We start from the raw sequence: 17,393 nt of genomic DNA, 5'->3' as shown, positions 1-17,393 counted from the left end.
CGCGAGTTTTTGAGTTAGCGCTTGTCGCTGTCGTCCTGGTCATCATCCCAGGCGTTGTCCGGTGCCGGTGGGACGATTTTATCCTGTGGGAAGGCCTTGCCATCCGCACCCGGGAAACCACCAGAGAATCCAGGGAAACCCGAAAAACCGCCAGCACCAGCGCCAGTTCCTGGAGCACCGGGGTTCATGCCGTACTGAGAGACCACCATCATGCTGCGGTCACTGAAGTTGCGGAGTCCGTTGAGCAGCGCCACCGATCCGCTCTTACGAATCAGCCAGCGAGTCGGCGGTAGCACCATGAGGAAACCAACAACGGTGGTGATGACGCCCGGCAGGGCAATCAGCCAAGAGCCAACCAACAGAATTGCCGAGTCAGCCACAAAGTGTCCCGCGCCCTTTGCCGAGCGCTTGATTGCCTCCTCTGGATGCTTCTGTCCGTACTCGGTAAGAGTACGAGAAGTATCCAGCAATAACTTCTGGTAGATGCGTTTGAACTCGATGGCGGCGAAGACCAACCCCACAATGAACAGGCCCAAAACCAATAGGACGGTCCAGCCGTAGCCGATCCATTCACCGAGTGCGATAAAGGCCGCAATCTCGGCGATGAGGTAAATAATTGTGAACCACTTGCTCATAGTTCCCCAGTGTAACCGCCACTAGATGAGCAAGTGGTTACGGCTATCGGCCGGTTAGACGACGACTAGCGGTCGCCTATCATTCGCCTACCGGTCAGCGCGCTCCTCCAAGTCGCCCTCTGTATCCAGGTAGGTCTGGCGCAGCAGATCCATGCGTTCCTGGTCGGGGTTTTCCCACATACCGCGCTCGGCGGCCTCCATCAGGCGCTCGGAAATATCGTGCAAAGCCCACGGATTCGACTGTTCAAAGAACTCGCGGTTTTCCGGGTTCGCAACGTACTCGTCGGTAAGCGTTTCGTACATCCAGTCATCCATGACCTGCGCCGTCGCGTCGTAACCGAAGAGGTAGTCGACGGTTGCGGCCATTTCGAAGGCGCCCTTGTAGCCGTGGTTACGCATGGCCTGCATCCAGCGTGGGTTGACTACGCGGGCTCGGAAGACGCGTCGAGTCTCCTCGTGCAGGGTGCGGGTGCGCACGGCGTCCGGGCGCGTGGAATCTCCCACATACGCCTCTGGAGCGGAACCCGTCAGTGCACGGACCGTGGCGATCATGCCGCCGTGGAACTGGAAGTAGTCATCGGAGTCGGCGATATCGTGCTCGCGGGTATCGGCATTCTTCGCGGCAACCTGAATACGGCGGTAGGCCGTCTTCATGTCGTCAGCTGCCTCTTCCCCATCGACGCCGCGGCCATAGGCGTAGCCACCCCAGGTCGTGTAGACCTTTGCCAAGTCCGCGTCATCGCGCCAGGAACCGGAATCGATCAGCTGCAGCAGGCCAGCTCCATAGGTGCCCGGCTTGGAACCGAAGATGCGACGCGGGCGCTCCTGCTGGTCGGCCTTCGCATGGGCGCGCACGTAGTTGTCCTCATCGGATTCATCAAGCTTGACGACGAGCTGAAACGCATCATCCAAAAGGTCGATAACATGCGGAAACGCATCACGGAAGAAGCCGGAAATACGGACGGTCACGTCAATGCGCGGGCGGCCCAGCTCCTCCAGCGGAATCGGCTCAAGGCCGACAATACGGCGAGATGCGTCATCCCACACCGGATGCACACCAATCAACGCGAGCACCTCGGCGATGTCATCGCCCGAGGTACGCATGGCGGAAGTGCCCCACACCGACAGACCAACCGACTTGGGGTACTCACCGTGGTCGGCGCGGTAGCGCTCAATCAGGCCATCGGCGAGGTTAACACCGGTTTCCCAAGCCAGGCGCGACGGCACCGCCTTGGGGTCAACCGAGTAGAAGTTGCGGGCAGTCGGCAGTACATTGACCAGGCCGCGCAGTGGTGAACCAGAGGGGCCAGCTGGAACGAATTCGCCATCGAGAGCGGAAAGAATGCGCGGGATCTCCTCGGCGGTAGCAGCCAGGCGCGGGAGAATTTCGTCGCGGGTGAACTGCAGCAGCTCGACAACCTGATCAAGGCCGTTTGGTGCCGCGATATCGGCAAATTCCTCGGAGCCGAGCACATCAGCCGCGATCTGTGTCACCGGTTGGTCGGGATTCTTCACCACGGCGGTTACCAGCGCCGTAGCCAGTGCATCGATAGAGTCCACAGCGTGGCGTTCATCGGTGCCATCCTCGGCCAGGCCGAGAGCTTCGCGCAGGCCCGGCAGGGTCTGCTTGCCGCCCCACAGCTGGCGGGCGCGCAACATGGTGGTCACAGTGCCGATTAGAGATTCGTCTTCCGGTGCCTGGCTGAGCACGTGGAGGCCACCGCGGATGGCGACGTCCTTAATCTCGCAGAGCCAGCCGTCGACATGCATGAGCATGTCATCGAAGACCTCCTCGTCCGGGCGCTCGTCCCAGCCGAGGTCGCGGTCCATCTTCGCGGCGGTCAGCAGCGTCCAAATCTCCTGGCGGATGGCCGGCAGCTTGGCCGGGTCCATGGCGGAGATGTTCTGGTGCTCGTCGAGAAGCTGTTCCAGACGGGTGATGTCACCGTAGGATTCGGCGCGGGCCATCGGCGGAATGAGGTGGTCGACCAGAGTGGCGTGAGCACGGCGTTTGGCCTGTGTGCCTTCGCCCGGGTCGTTGACCAAGAAGGGGCAGATCATTGGCAGCTCGCCGATGGCAGCATCCGGGCCGCAGGAAGCGGAAAGGCCGACGGTCTTGCCCGGCAGCCACTCCAGGTTGCCGTGCTTGCCCATGTGAACCACGGCATCAGCGCCGAAACCGCCCTGCGCCTGCGACAGCGACAGGAAGCGGTAGCAGGCCAGGTAATGGTGCGTCGGCGGCAGATCCGGGTCGTGGTAGATACCCACCGGGTTGTCACCGAAACCGCGCGGTGGCTGCACCATGACCACGACATTTCCGAAGGTCAGGCCCGCAATGTAGATGTCCTGGGTATCCGGGTGGACGTACAGGGTGCCCGGCGCGGCACCCCACTTGTCCTGCATGTCGGAGCGAAGTTCTTCCGGCAAGGTAGCGAAGAACTTCTCGTAGGTGGCAGCGGGCAGGCGAAGCTCGGCTGCCTCCATAACCTCTTCGGTCAGCCAGTCCGGGTCCTGGCCGCCGGCCTCGATGATGGCGTGCATGAACGCATCTGGTTCATCGGCACCATCCTCGGCGGTGGCATATCCGGGGATTTTGGTGGTGTCGCCGAGGTTGTATCCGGCGTCGGCAAGCGCGTGCAGCACCTTCAACGTGGATGCTGGTGTGTCCAGACCGACAGCGTTGCCGATGCGGGCGTGCTTGGTCGGGTACGCAGAGAGCATGACGGCGACGCGCTTGTCAGCGTTGTTGATGTGGCGGAGCGCGGCGTAACGGGTGGCGATGCCGGCGAGGCGGTCGCAGCGCTCGAGATCCGGGACGTAGGAAATGAGCTCGTCGGAGTCGATTTCCTTAAACGAGAACGCGACCGAGATGATGCGGCCGTCGAATTCGGGGACGGCGACCTGCGTTGCGACGTCCAGCGGCGACAGGCCCTCGTCGTTGTCCTCCCATGCCGTCTTGGACGAAGTCAGGGCCAAACCCTGGATGATGGGGATGTTCAAGTCGGCGAGTGCGGCGACATCCCAGCCGTCATCGTCCTGGCCAGCCTGCGCGAGTGCCGGGCGGTTGCCGCCAGCGGCGAGCACCGTGGTGATGAGCGCGTCGCAGGAAGCTAGCTCTGCCAGCAGTTCATCGCTGGCGGTGCGCAGGGACGCGGCGAAGATAGGCTTGGCGACGTAGCCGCGAGCCTCGACCGCGTCAGCAAGCGCCTCAATGTAGTGCGTATTTCCCGCCAGGTGCTGGGCGCGGTAGTAAATAATGCCGACGGTGCCGCGGGAATCCTCCGTGGCCACCTTGGAGTCGCGCTCCAGGAAACCCCAGGCCGGCATGCGAGCTGGTTCTTCAAAGCCAAGACCGGTCAGAAGCAGTGTGTCCGACAGGAAATTGTGCAGCTGTGCGAGGTTTTTCGCGCCGCCTTCCGCCAGGTAAATGTGCGTTTGCGTGGCGACGTTTGCGGGAACTGTCGAATACTCGGTGAGTTCGGCATCGGGCGCCTGCTCGCCCGAGACGAGGACGGTGGGAATACCGGAGTTCACAAAGTAGTCAATGCCGGATTCCCAGGCGCGGCGGCCACCGAGAAGTCGGATGATGACGACATCGGCGCCGTCGGCAAGCGTGGGCAAATCATCGTCGAGCAGACGCGCCGGGTTTGCCCAACGGTAGGACACCTCCGGGTTGGCCTGAGCGGCCGCGCGGGCGGACAGAAGGTCGGTATCCGAGGTCGACAGCAGCAGAATCACGGTGTAGTCATTCACTTCCTGGGGAGCAACGCGTCCCCGGTCGGCGGGAGTCTGCCTTCTAACCGATGACGAGGTCTGACTGTGACAGTGGCGCGACCGTGCGGATTTTCACCGAGCTTCTCGTCAGCGGCATGGCAGTGGATTTCTCCATCACTCTACTGCAGGGGCTATTGCTAGAGTTCCAGCGACTGCTCCGCCGGCTGATCTGGGAAGTGGGACCAGAGGAAGTCGGTGGCATTAGTCAGTTCCGCGAGCATCGGAACGATATGGTTAATGCCCGTCTTCGGTAGCACCGGTGAAGTCGTGTTTTCGACGTACTCCAGGTCGGTGAAGCCGAGATTCAGCCAGGCATCGCGCAGCTTGCGAACCTGGTTGATGGGGATGATGTCATCATGCTCACCCGAGTAGAGGTACACCGGCGCATTGGGGACGAAGTTGCCGACGCGCTGGCGTGCGAGTTCCTTCTGCACCGGCTCGTAGCGCTTAATCATCTCGCTGAGCGACTCACCGCTAGTCGTGTACTGGTCAGTGGTTTCAAAGGAGTGATGGAAACCCAAGCCACCCGCGCAGTAGTTGCCTACGTTGTCCAGCAGTTCTTTGCCTTCGGGGCTGATTTCTTCCTTGAGGACTCGGCGCAGCTCCGGATCCTTATCCAGGACAGAATTGATTGCCAGTGCAATCGCGGCGGTCAGCGTAGTGCCATCAATCTGGTCGAGGACGTTTGCGAGATCGGACGGCGGGCCGCCGGCGGCAGATGCGGCGACGTTGAGCTCTGGAGCGTAGACACCTGCACGCTCAGCGGCTGCAGCGGCTGCGGAGCCACCCTGGGAGTAGCCATAAATTCCCACGGGCGCATTTTTGTCCACGCCGAGCTCGTGTGAGGCAGACACGGCATCAAACAGCGACTGTGCTGAGGCGATGTTGTCGACATAGTCCTGATTACCCTGGGAATTGCGGTGGTGGTCGATCATCACCACAGTCGCGCCTCGCTTCAAGTTCGCGACCATCGGAATCGTCTCGTATGGAGCAATAATGTCCAACGGGCCGAACTCAATCTTCAGGCCGGTCTGTGAGGAGATTGATGGGTCGCACTTTTCCGCGCCACCCTGCGTGCCCGGCGCGATTGCCACGACCGGACGCGGACCGCTGCCCTTCCACTCCGTCTTCGGAGTCACCACAAGGGCTGTGTCCACACTGGGATTGCCGAGGGAATCCGTGGAGTTGTAGTGAATACGCTTGGCATCCACATTCCACAGCTTGTCGTTCACCATCATCTCGGCATCCTCGCTGCTGACCAGCGTGCCGGCATTTGCCGTGCGCGACGGGGTCAGCGGCAGAGAATTCAGCGGAGAGGCTGCGGCCACGCGAGCCTGTTCCGGGGTCAGCTGCCTGCCTGCGCCCTCGCTACCAGACTCCTCATCGTCTTTCTCGATGCCGAGTAGCCTCTCCATATTCGGGTTCGGTACATGGCCGAAACCAGGTAGTTCGCGGTTTGCGCTTGACGACGACACCTTATCCGCCAGCCCACTATCCGATAGGCCCGGGATGTTTAGTGGCTGTGCGTTTGCAGGTGTAGCCAGGCCGATGGTCATAAGACCTGCTAGCGCTACCCCGATTCCCGTTCGGATTGTGCGACGGTTTCGTCGTGAAGCAGAGCGTGTCTGTGTCGAGGCACGGTCGGTGCCGACGGTGTCGTGTGCCTCGTGCGTGAGTGCTTCAGCGTCGTGATGTGGCATGAAATCTCCTGAATAACCCCAGATTGAAAACCCAATGAAAACTTCCCTTAATTCAGAGGAAGTTAGGTTATGAAAACAATAAGGTTTTAAAAAGGTAAATCGGTGGATTTTCAGTGAAGAATTTGTGTGTTTTTGCGGAGGGGTATGAAAACTCCACTTCAGGATGGTTTCGTTGGGCTGGAAAGGAGCTGGATAATGTGCCCCTGTTTTCGGGGGCTCAGCTCTGTGTGTGTTTGCGTATTCTTGAGAGTATGACTGCATCTGATCAAGGAACCCGCACTCGTCAGGACGGTTGCCCCGGCAGCCGCAAGGTTCATATCGCAGCTGATGGCGCAATTGGTCGTCTGCGCTTCCCCGGAGGCTTTCTCCCCGCGCCGGGCTTCGCCGTACTCGCCGATTTGGCCGAGAATTTCGGCGACGGTGATATTCACTTCACCTCCCGCGGCAATGTTCAGATCCGTGGCATCACCAACACCGGCGCATTCGCCGATGCCGCGGAAGAAGAGAAGCTGGTTCCCTCCACCAGCCACGACCGCGTACGCAACGTTCTTCAGTCGCCGCTGTCCGGTCGCGTCGGCGGTAAAGCTGATGTGCGCGGCCTGGTTCAAGAGTTCGACAAGGCCCTCATCGCGGAGCCGTCGCTGGCAACACTGCCAGGTCGCACGCTCATGGCTTTCGACGACGGCCGCGGTGACGTGCTCGGTGAGCGCCCCGACTTCGGCGTTGTCGCCCACGATGAGGGCACGTTCGAACTCATCATTGGCGGCGCGACCTCGGGGGTTGTCGTCTCGCGTGACGACGTCGTGGAGGCTCTCATCACCACAGCGAAGGTGTGGAATGACAGCCGTGGTTCAGCCTGGCGCATCGCGGAAGCCAATGCGGCCGAGCGCATTGCCGATGCCGTAATCGAGGAATTGGGGGCGCGAGTCCGTCGCCAGGAGCCGACCCCGGCTGAGAGCTTTGATGCCACCGCCAGGCTTTCCCGCCAGATCGGTTGGATTGACCAGCCGGATGGCCTGGTTAGCCTGGCCGCTGGCCTGCGCTTTGGCGTCCTCCCGGCGCGTCTGGCCCGTGCGATTTCGCATACGCAAGTTCCTGTGCACGTCACTCCGTGGTACTCGCTGATTCTGCACGATTTGGAAGAGGAAGTTGCCGAACAGGTCGTCAAGGTATTGGCGCCCAATGGCCTGATCTTCGACCGGAAGTCCACCTGGTTGCGCGTCAGCGCCTGCACCGGACGCCCTGGCTGCGAAAAGTCTCTGGCTGACACCCGCGGCGATGCTTCTCACGCAATTGCCGATGGCCGACTGCCCGAGGGGCGCGTGCACTTCTCCGGTTGTGAGCGTCGCTGCGGCAAGCCCAAGGGCGGTTACTTCGACTATCTCGCCACCGGGGACGGAGAATACGAAGTCACTGCTGTGGACTAGGCTTTAAGCCTATGAAGCGCTTTGAGTACAACACCGACGGTGCGGATATTTACCGTAACTCGTTTGCCATCATTCGCGAAGAAAGTGATCTTTCCCGCTTCGATGCCGATGAGGAAACCGTCGCTGTCCGAATGATTCACGCAGCAGGTCAGACCGACCTGGCCAAGGACATCGTCTTTTCCACGGGAGCTGTGCGCGCAGCTCGCCAGGCTCTCGAGGAAGGCGCTCCTATCTTCACCGATGTCAACATGATCGCCTCGGGTATTACCCGCAAGCGCTTACCTGCTGACAACGAGGTCATCTGCCTGCTGCGTGATGAGCGCGTCCCCGAGCTGGCTCAAGAACTCGGCACCACGCGCACTGCTGCCGCCGTGGAGCTGTGGAAGCCACGCCTAGAGGGCGCGGTTGTCGCCATCGGCAACGCTCCCACCGCCCTCTTCCACCTGCTCAACCGCATTAATGAGGGCTCCTTCCCCATGCCCGCTGCCATTTTGGCCATGCCAGTGGGCTTCGTCGGTGCCGCGGAATCAAAGCAGGCCACTATCGACTCCGGTGCCGAAAACCCAGAGCTGAAGTACATCACCGTCACCGGCCGTCGCGGTGGCTCGGCTATCACCTGTGCTGCCCTCAATGCCATTGCCACCGCAAAGGAGATCATCTAAACCATGTCCGGCTCCTACAGTGCTCAGCCTGGTCATCTCTACGGCGTCGGACTCGGTCCCGGCGACGCAGGTCTCATTACACTCCGCGGTGCCGACATCATCCGCACAGCCGATGTCATCGCCTACCATGCCGGCACTCACGGACGTTCCACGGCGCGCTCAATCGCCGCCGAACTGATTGACGCGCGTGACGACGCTGCCGTGGAAGAGCAATTGCAATACCCGGTGACCACCGGGCGCCCAGTCGACTACCGCGAGCAGCTCGCCGGTTTCTATGCAGAGGCCACTGCACGCCTGCACAAGCACTTGGCCGAGGGACGAAGTGTTGCAGTGCTTTCGCTCGGTGACCCGATGCTCTATAGCTCGTACCAGCATCTGCATCACGCCCTCAGCGAGGACTTCCCCACTGAGATCGTCCCCGGAGTGGCCAGCATTACTGCGGCGGCAGCAGAGATTGGTCAGCCGCTCGGCGAGGCTACCGAAATCGTCAGCGTTGTTCCCGCCACCGCTGATTCCGAGCGCATCGCTGCGGTTCTTGATGCCTCAGACTGTGTAGTCATTATGAAGCTGGGGAAAAACGTTGAGAAGGTTCGTACAGCGTTGCAGGCTGCTGGCATGCTCGAGCGCGCCTACGTTGTCGAGCGAGCAACGATGAATGAGCACACCAGCTACCCGCTGGCCGATGCAGACCCGGAGAAAGTTCCGTACTTTGCAGTAGCCGTCGTGCCTTCCGCTGTCTACGGAACTGAACGGAGTGTTTCTGGGGCGCCTGAGCCAGCTAATGATGCGGCGAGCGATACAGTCACCGATACGGCGACTGAGTCGGCTGCCCCAGCAGTTGGTGAAGTCGTCGTTGTCGGCCTGGGCCCAGGTGCGGAGCGCTGGACCACCCCAGAAGTCACCGAGGAACTGGCCCGAGCCACGGATCTGGTGGGCTACTCCACCTACATCAACCGGGTTCCTGAGCGCGCTGGGCAACGCCGCCACCTCTCAGACAACCGCGTAGAGGCAGAGAGAGCCACTATGGCGCTGGATATCGCCAAGCGTGGAGGTCGAGTTGCGGTGGTCAGTTCCGGTGACCCGGGGGTCTTCGCCATGGCGGCCGCAGTGCTGGAAGTCGCTGACGACGATATGTGGCGAGACATTCCAGTTCGAGTCGTGCCAGGCATGACTGCGGCTCAGGCTGTCGCAAGTCGAGTGGGCGCTCCCCTTGGCCATGACTTTGCGATGCTCAGTCTCTCCGACAGGTTGAAGCCCTGGGAGGTCGTCGTTAAGCGAGTGCGTGCCGTAGCCGGAGCAGACATGGCATTTGCTGTCTACAACCCGGCATCCAAGTCGCGGAGATGGCAGATCCGAGAGCTGCGAGCCTTGGCTTTGGAATACCGCGAGCCGACAACGCCTGTGATTGTGGCACGGGCAGTTGGCTCGGAGCAGGAAAACGTTACCGTGACCACGTTGGCGGAGTTCGATCCGGATGTCGTCGATATGCGAACCATGGTGATTATCGGTTCGTCGTCGACGAAGGCGTATCGTGCCGGCAAGACCACTCGTGTCTACACCGCACGTCACTACGGGGAGGGCGGCACCAGCGGAACTGGCGAGTTGCTGCGTTAGCCGCTACGCCCGGCGGAGGACGGCGTTGTACGCCTCATCCACCGTTGTGGCGACGGTGGCGATATCCGCGCCGGGCAGCTGCGGACGCTGCACGATAACGACCGGCTTCTTTAGGTCGCGGGCTGCCTCAATCTTTGCGTAGGTAGCAGCACCCCCGGAGTTCTTGGTTACCACGCAGTCCACGGCGTAATCCCGCATGAGCTTGCGCTCCGCTGCGACATCGTAAGGCCCACGGCTGAGAATAATCTTCCGATTCTTCGGCAGCGGCGGCGCGGGCTGTTCCACACAGCGAATGAGGTAACGGCCGTTGGAGTCACCGGCAAATGGAGCAAGCTGCTGACGGCCAATAGTGAGAAACGGGCTGTAGAAACGGTCGGCAACAACGTCCGCGGCCTCCTGCATGGAGGACACCTCAATCCAGTTGTCGCCAGGCTGCTTCTCCCACGCAGGGCGATGCAGCGCAACGAGCGGAATACCGGTGGCTCGGGCAGCTTCAGCAGCAGATTCGCTGATCTGTTCTGCATACGGATGCGTGGCATCGATGATGACTTCCGTGGCATCGGAGATTAGCCACCGAGTCAGTCCTGCGGGACCGCCAAAACCGCCGATACGGACATTGCCGACGGGCAGCTTGGGGTTTGAAACGCGACCGGCCAGTGAAGAGGTGACAAACCAGCCCTCGCCCACTAAGCGCTTGGCCAGGGCGCGGGCTTCAGCAGTCCCACCCAGAATTAGTGCACGCATGGAATGGTCCGTCCGTGTTCATCGCGTGGGCGATCATCGCTGTAGAGGTAGCTATCCGGGAACGCCTCGGCGGTGAGCACCTTGCCGACAATGATGACAGCCGTACGAGTCACACCGGCATCCTTGACCTGCTGCGCGATATCAGACAGCGTGCCGCGGAGAATAACCTGTTCCGGGCGGGATGCGAAGGCCACGACTGCCACCGGACCGTGCTCACCATAATGCGGGGTGAGCTCCTCGACCACACGATCGATGTCGTGGGCGGCCAAGTGAATGCACAGAGTCGAGCCCGTGCGGCCGAAGTTCTCCAGGGTCTCGCCCTCCGGCATCTTGGAAGCGCGCCCGGAGATGCGAGTCAGCACCACTGACTGCCCAACAGTTGGCACCGTGAGCTCATGGCCAAGAGCGGCCGCAGCCGCGGAAAATGCCGGCACACCCGGAACGATTTCGTAGTCAATGCCGAGCTCGCTGAGACGACGGACCTGTTCTGCCAGCGCCGACCACACCGACGGGTCGCCGGACTGCAGGCGTGCGACATCCTTGCCCGCCGCATGCGCTGCCTGAATGGTCTCGATGATGGTATCCAGCGGCATTCGCGCAGTATTGATAATCTCTGCGCCTTCGGGGCAGTTCTCCAGCACCTCAGGCGGGACAATCGATCCCGCGTAAAGACACACTGGGCAGGAACGAATAAGCCGGTCCGCGCGCAGCGTCAGCAAATCCGCTGCCCCCGGGCCTGCACCGATGAAATACACAGTCATTGTGAGTTACAGAGTCCTCAATATCTTCTAGACAGAGAAATTACGTCTATGGTAGCGCAGGCGCTACTGGCTTCACCGCCACCCACTGCACCACCGGCAACGCCGGCCGCCACGCAGTGAAACTGCCGACTGCACCTGCGCGCTCCACGGAAAGCCGGGTGACATCCCCGCCATAGTCGCGACGCGCCTGCCACAGCAAAGCCTCCGACTCCAGCGTCACGGTGTTTGCGACGATGGTGCCTCCCGGGGCAAGGCGCTGCCAACAGGTTTCAATCATTCCGTCAGCAGTGAGACCTCCGCCGATGAAAATGGCATCTGGGCGAAGATTCGAGTCTGCCAACACCGCTGGTGCCGCTCCGTGGTGGACGGTCACATTGCCAGTCAGAGCCGCCACATTCTTAGCAATTCGCTCTGCACGAACAGCATCGCGCTCGAAAATTTCCGCACGTCCGCCGTGCCGAGCCCACTCAATGCCAATCGACCCCGTGCCACCGCCGACATCCCACAGCAGAGCTCCCGGCCGCGGATCCAATGCAGCGACCGTCATTTGGCGAATCGGCGCCTTCGTCAGCTGGCCATCTGAATCAAAGTCACCGTCGCGCAGCCAGCCGCGCGCGCTTCCCGACGGCTCCACCGCCAGCACCGTGAGGTTGCCAGCTGGAACTGGTGGGTTCGCCACCGTGCCTGCGGCAACGGACTCCGGCAGCCCTGTAGCTTCCGTGCCGCCGAGATTGGTCAGCGCGGTGAGCTTGGTTTCTGGGCGGTCGGCTAAAACCGTAGCGACCTCTTTCACTGAGTCCGCGTTTCGGCACAGCACCAGGAAGGGCCGTAGTGAATCCGCTACCGGTACCACACGCGCGGCTCCAGGTAGCCCCGGCTCCCCTGCCACCAGCGAAATCACCGGAGTGTCATGCAAGGGCCAGCCGAGGTAGGCGCAGGCCAATGAGGCTGACGATGGCGCTGGAATAACCTCCACGGCGCCACGGCCGAGCTCCCGAACCAAGGATGCGCCGACACCGTGGAACATGGGGTCGCCACTGGCGAGGATGACATCGACTGCGGGGTCAATATCTGCCAGGGTGGCCCGCCAATCCTTCCAGAAGCCACCTGGCCAAGGTGAGAGGTCGGCGTCCAGGTTGACGTCGGCAAGCAAATGGAGCTGACGGGGAGAGCCAATGATGCGGCGAGCCGACGACAACGCCTCGACAGCGCGGGCGGATAGGCCAGGGTACCCGTCGCAGCCGATGCCGACGACGCGAAGCTTTGGGCTCATCGGGGCATCTTCCGCCAAATCCAGCGCGGAGTCAGATGTGTGGCGCGTGCGAGCAATGCCAATTTACGCGGCACCCAGACGTGGGGCTTCCGACCGTCGAAAGCAGTGACGGCGGCCTCCGCGACCTCGGCGGGGCGCGAGGACATCGGCGCTGGCTTCATGCCTTCGGTCATGCGGCCGATGACGAAGCCCGGCCGGACAATCGTCAGCTGAATATGGCTCCCGTGCAGGCGGTCCTGCATGCCCTGGAGGAAACCATCGAGACCGGCCTTCGCCGAACCGTAGACGTAGTTGGCGCGGCGCACGCGGGCACCTGCGATAGAGGAAAAGGCCATGATGCGGCCCGCGACCTTATCGCGCACAGGCAGAGTGCCGGCGGCGATGTCGGACTCCATGCGCGCGACAATCTCGGTGAGAATCGACGCCTGTGCCGTGAAGTCGGTATGTATGACTGCCGCAGCAGCCTCGCCGGACTCCTCACACTTCCGCTGATCGCCGAGGATACCGAACGCGACAATCACCGTGTCAATGGGACCGTGCTGCCAGGCGTGCTCGACGAACTGGCGGTGTGCCGCGATGTCATCGGCATCAAAGTGGATGCGGTGCACCGCGACGGCACCGGAGTCGATGAGCCGACCGGCAATGCCGTCGAGCGCCTCAGTGCGGCGCGCAGCGAGCGTGAAGGTGTTGTGGTTGGCCAGTCGCGCGGCAACTTCCCCGCCGATCTCGCTGGTGGCACCAAGAACGAGTACGTGTCCCATGTGCTAGAAAATACCTTTCCTCTAAACCTCGATTAGACGGTAATTAAATCGTGCGGACCATTGTTGACCGATTCTCCGCCGTCTTCGGTGACAACGATGATGTCTTCCAGCCGCATACCGAACTCACCCGGCAGGTACACACCCGGCTCCACCGAAAACGCCATGCCAGGCTCGAGCTTGAGCTCATTGCCAGCCATAATGAACGGCTCTTCATGCGTGGACAGGCCAATGCCATGACCAGTGCGGTGAATGAAGTACTCGCCGTAGCCCGCAGCGGTGAGGCTATTACGCGCAATCGCATCGATCTCTGCAGCCGTCACACCGGGGCGCACCGCCGCCACGGCAGCTTCCTGCGCCTTGCGCAGAGCCGCCCACGCTGCAGCTTCCTTCTCCCCCGGCTTGCCGACGACATAGGTGCGCGTGCAATCGGAGTGGTAGCCAAGCGGCAAGGTGCCTCCGATATCGACGACCACCACGTCGCCTTCCTCGATGACGCGGTCGGAGAAATCGTGGTGCGGATTCGCACCATTTTCAGCGGAGCCGACAATGACGAAGTCAATGGCGACGTGCCCCTCCTCCAGGATGGCAGCCGAAATCTCATCGGCGACCTCGCGCTCAGTGCGACCTGCGCGCAGCATACCCGGCACACGAGCGTGAACGCGGTCAATAGCGGCGCCGGCCTCGCGCAGCTGATCAATCTCAGCGGCGTCCTTGCGCATGAACAGTTCCTTCAGAAGGTCTCCGGCCAATACAGTCTTGGCTCCAGTGAGATCCTGAATGGGAATCAAGTGGTCAGCGGTCAACGAAGCGCCCACTGCGAGGGTGCCCACGTGGCCCACCAAGTCGGCGACAATGCGGTGCGGATTCTCTCCGTCTTCCCACAACACCACATCGGCGTTGAGATCACCGATAGCGCACAGCGGCAGATCCCCGCGCTCCACGGCGGGCAGTACCAGTGTGGTAGTGCCGGATGCAGTGACCACCAGCGCCGTCAGGCGTTCATGCGAAGTGACCGCAGAACCAATGAGATACTGCAGGTCAGCGCCGGTTCCAAAGACTGCAGCGTCCGCATCGCGGCTGCGGAGTAGCTCCGCAGTGCGATCCAGACGCTGCTGATAGATGCCAAAGCTAAAGATACCGTTGCTCATAGTTGCCAACTGTACCCGTCGGCCTGTGCCCGTCGCCGGTTGAGTGGCCTCGGGGCGACGAGGCTTCGGCTGACCAACGTAACCGGCAACTAATTGTTCAGCGCCACTACGCCCCTGCGAATTGCCTGAATAGCCTCGGCGGACTTGTCGCGAATGTCCGTGGAGTAGCCCGTCTTCTTGATCTGCTGCAGCAGGTCAATGACCTGACGGCACCAGCGGACAAAGTCGCCCGGGGTCAGCTCCGCGCCACTCTCGGCGGCGGCTTGCAGGCAGTACCCCAGCGGTGCACCCGCAGTCCACTGATGAATTGCCGTAGCAAAAGCCATATCCGGCAAGTCCGTTACCGGCAGCCGGTAACGGCGCTCATCCTCCGACAGTTCCTCCCAGATGCGGTAGGTGTTCCCCAGCGCCTTGGCCAGCGGCTCGGTAGGCACCTCATCACTGCCTTGACTGGCCTTGCGGTTTTCAAAGACCAAGCTCGACACCGCACCGGCCAGTTCCGCGGGGTCCAGGTCATCCCAAATACCGCGGCGCAGACACGTGGCCACCAGCAAATCCGAGCCGTTGTGAATCTGCGCCAGCCGAAGGCCTTCCTCGGTAATTGTCGGCTCCGCGCCCTCCGGCCATTCGACGTAGTCCATCTGTGTTAGCAACTGCAGCATGCGGTCGAATGTGCGCGCCAATGTATCCGAGGCGGAATCGACGCGCTTCTGCAGCTTGGCCACATGCGCCTCGGCCTGCCGCAGCGTATCGGCGTGACGAGCCATCGTCTCCACCGCAGGATCGCCATGTAGCGGATGCTCGCGCAGCTCCTGGCGCAACTTCCTCACCGCCGGCGAGTTGCCACCAGTGCGACGCTTCAGCCTCTTTGGTCCCTTTAGCCCCTTGCGGCCAATCTCTGCGCGCACAATTCCGAGCGCACGTCGCGGATGCCGGTCCGCATCCCGAGGCAGCTTAATCGCGCCGACCGTCTGCGGCGCCGCTGGGAAGATATGCGGCTCTACACGCCCCACGAACCCGCCGACACTGATGACACCGGGACGTGGATTCGACTTCGAATGGTCCTCTCGGTACACCACCGCCAGCTGCACCTTCTTACCCTTCGGCAGCGGAATAACCTCGCCTCGACGGAGTCTGCGCAGCGCGGTCACTGTTTCCGTGTGGCGGTCTTCAATATTGCGGCGCTTGGCGTTCTTCTCCTCCTGGGTCAGCTTCGCGCGCAGATCCAGGTATTCAAGCATCTGGGTTAGGCGCTCGTCGTCACGCGAACTGCCTTCCTCGCTTGACGACGACCCCTCAGCCTCCGCCCCTTCAGCGTGCGCATCGGCTCCCCTGCCGAGCAATTCCGCACGCAGGGCCGCGGCTTCCTGCTTTGCCTTGGACAGTTCGGCGGCGACTCCGACAATGTCGCCATCCGCCTGGAACTGGGCGAATGAGCGCTCCATGACGCGCTTCGAGCCTTCGTAGCCGAGCGTCTGCAGGAGGTTGACGCTCATGTTGTAGCTCGGCGCGAAGGTGGAAATCAGCGGATATGTGCGCGTAGATGCCAGCCCTGCGACAGCCTTCGGATCCATTGCCGGGGCCCACTGCACCACTGCGTTGCCGACAGTGTCGATACCGCGGCGGCCAGCGCGACCGGTCATCTGCGTGTACTGCCCCGGCGTGAGATCCACATGTGCTTCGCCGTTGAACTTGACCAGCTTCTCCAGCACGACCGTGCGGGCAGGCATGTTGATGCCCAGCGCAAGCGTCTCGGTGGCGAAGACAACCTTGACCAGGCCTTCGTTAAAGAGCTCTTCCACAATGTGCCGGAACGCCGGCAGCATGCCCGCATGGTGCGCCGCAAAACCACGGATGAGAATGCGGCGCCAGCGCAGGAAACCGAGAACCTGCAGATCTTCCTTCGGAATGTGTGCAACACCGTCATCGATAATCTTGGCGATGCGCTCCTGCTCATCCCGGTCGGTGAGCTCTGCGCGCGTAGCACCGACCTGCGCCAGCGCGCCTTCGCAGCCCGCGCGGGAGAAGATGAAAACGATCGCGGGCAGCATGTTCATGGAGCCGAGCATGCGGATAACATCGCCGCGCTTCGGCGGGCGGAATTTGCGCTGCCCCTTATCACCCCAGCTATACGAGCGCCCACCGCCCTTGTGCTTCTTGTACTGGTAGCGCTCCCTGGCCCCAGCGTCGCCGTAGCCGAACTCGGCACGACGGCACGCCTCCAACAGGTCCTGATTGACCTTGTCCGACTTTGCCTCGAAGAGTGGATAGAGACGGTTTCCCACCAGCATGTGCTGATGCAGCGGAACCGGGCGCAGATCCGTGACAATGACGTCCGTGTGCCCGCGCACCGTGGACAGCCAGCGGCCGAACTCCTCGGAGTTGGACACCGTCGCGGACAAACCGATGACGGCCACGGACTGGTCGAGGTTCAAAATAACCTCTTCCCAGACAGCGCCGCGCTCGCGGTCTGCGAGGTAGTGAATCTCGTCCATCACCACATGCGTGAGTTTCTTCAGCGTCGGTGAGTTCGCGTAAACCATATTGCGCAGCACCTCGGTGGTCATCACCACGATGTCCGCGTCGCCATTAATAGAAGTGTCGCCAGTGAGCAGGCCTACGCGGTCCTCGCCGTAGTCCTCGACTAGGTCGTGGTACTTCTGGTTGCTCAACGCCTTGATAGGTGTGGTGTAAAAGCACTTGCCACCGCGCTCAAGAGCTGCATAAATAGCGAATTCGCCAACAATGGTCTTGCCCGCACCGGTGGGTGCACAGACGACAACGCCCCGCCCTGCCTCAATTGATTGGCAGGCGCGGAGCTGAAAGTCGTCAAGATCGAAATCCTGTTGGCTGACGAAATCGCCGAGAAGAGTCATGCCTCTAGAGTGTCATAA

12 protein-coding genes are annotated in these 17,393 nt (G+C 61.7%); 3 read left to right on the top strand and 9 right to left on the bottom strand.

The window, feature by feature from the left end:
• Positions 1 to 14 precede the first annotated feature (14 nt).
• The 3 genes from CRD20_RS00370 to CRD20_RS00360 form a co-directional block, all read right to left on the bottom strand.
• Positions 15 to 635 (bottom strand): FxsA family protein, encoded by a 621-nt coding sequence (locus CRD20_RS00370; protein WP_187404636.1) that lies wholly within the window; start codon positions 633 to 635, stop codon positions 15 to 17.
• An 87-nt stretch (positions 636 to 722) separates the two neighbouring features.
• On the bottom strand, positions 723 to 4,373 hold the full coding sequence (gene cobN, locus CRD20_RS00365) for a cobaltochelatase subunit CobN (protein WP_187404669.1): 3,651 nt from the start codon (positions 4,371 to 4,373) through the stop codon (positions 723 to 725).
• Between the two features lie 173 nt (positions 4,374 to 4,546).
• Positions 4,547 to 6,109: a lipase family protein gene (locus CRD20_RS00360; RefSeq protein ID WP_187404635.1), complete on the bottom strand. Its 1,563-nt coding sequence runs from the start codon at positions 6,107 to 6,109 to the stop codon at positions 4,547 to 4,549.
• Between the two features lie 251 nt (positions 6,110 to 6,360).
• Between CRD20_RS00360 and cobG the strand changes: the two genes are divergently transcribed.
• From cobG to cobJ, 3 genes are read left to right on the top strand one after another with little or no spacing between them, the layout of a single operon-like run.
• Positions 6,361 to 7,536 (top strand): precorrin-3B synthase, encoded by a 1,176-nt coding sequence (cobG, locus tag CRD20_RS00355; RefSeq protein WP_255468649.1) that lies wholly within the window; start codon positions 6,361 to 6,363, stop codon positions 7,534 to 7,536.
• A gap of 11 nt (positions 7,537 to 7,547) precedes the next feature.
• Complete coding sequence (locus CRD20_RS00350) at positions 7,548 to 8,198, top strand: precorrin-8X methylmutase (protein WP_070602648.1); 651 nt, start codon at positions 7,548 to 7,550, stop codon at positions 8,196 to 8,198.
• A gap of 3 nt (positions 8,199 to 8,201) precedes the next feature.
• Entirely contained in the window at positions 8,202 to 9,812 is a 1,611-nt protein-coding gene (gene cobJ, locus CRD20_RS00345; protein WP_187404633.1) for a precorrin-3B C(17)-methyltransferase, read from the top strand.
• 3 nt (positions 9,813 to 9,815) lie between these two features.
• Here cobJ and CRD20_RS00340 read toward each other — a convergent pair whose 3' ends face one another.
• From CRD20_RS00340 to CRD20_RS00315, 6 genes are all read right to left on the bottom strand, one after another.
• A complete protein-coding gene (locus CRD20_RS00340) occupies positions 9,816 to 10,556 on the bottom strand; it encodes a cobalt-precorrin-6A reductase (protein WP_187404632.1) in 741 nt (246 codons plus the stop codon).
• Positions 10,544 to 11,317, bottom strand: a complete 774-nt coding sequence (cobM, locus tag CRD20_RS00335; protein ID WP_070602643.1) for a precorrin-4 C(11)-methyltransferase — start codon at positions 11,315 to 11,317, stop codon at positions 10,544 to 10,546. The genes CRD20_RS00340 and cobM overlap by 13 nt, the downstream gene beginning before the upstream one ends.
• Positions 11,318 to 11,363: 46 nt before the next feature.
• Entirely contained in the window at positions 11,364 to 12,590 is a 1,227-nt protein-coding gene (cbiE, locus tag CRD20_RS00330) for a precorrin-6y C5,15-methyltransferase (decarboxylating) subunit CbiE (RefSeq protein WP_187404631.1), read from the bottom strand.
• Complete coding sequence (locus tag CRD20_RS00325; protein ID WP_070602640.1) at positions 12,587 to 13,351, bottom strand: SDR family NAD(P)-dependent oxidoreductase; 765 nt, start codon at positions 13,349 to 13,351, stop codon at positions 12,587 to 12,589. The genes cbiE and CRD20_RS00325 overlap by 4 nt, the downstream gene beginning before the upstream one ends.
• A gap of 32 nt (positions 13,352 to 13,383) precedes the next feature.
• A complete protein-coding gene (locus CRD20_RS00320; RefSeq protein ID WP_069359532.1) occupies positions 13,384 to 14,499 on the bottom strand; it encodes a Xaa-Pro peptidase family protein in 1,116 nt (371 codons plus the stop codon).
• A gap of 89 nt (positions 14,500 to 14,588) precedes the next feature.
• The gene (locus CRD20_RS00315) at positions 14,589 to 17,375 is read right to left on the bottom strand and encodes an RNA helicase (protein WP_187404630.1); all 2,787 of its coding nucleotides are present in this window, start codon (positions 17,373 to 17,375) and stop codon (positions 14,589 to 14,591) included.
• Positions 17,376 to 17,393: the final 18 nt, after the last annotated feature.

Source organism: Corynebacterium sp. LK33 (assembly GCF_014334955.1).
Lineage (GTDB): Bacteria > Actinomycetota > Actinomycetes > Mycobacteriales > Mycobacteriaceae > Corynebacterium > Corynebacterium jeikeium_D.
The sequence above is the reverse complement of the archived record's forward strand: the minus strand, read 5'-3'. Positions and strand labels throughout refer to the sequence as shown.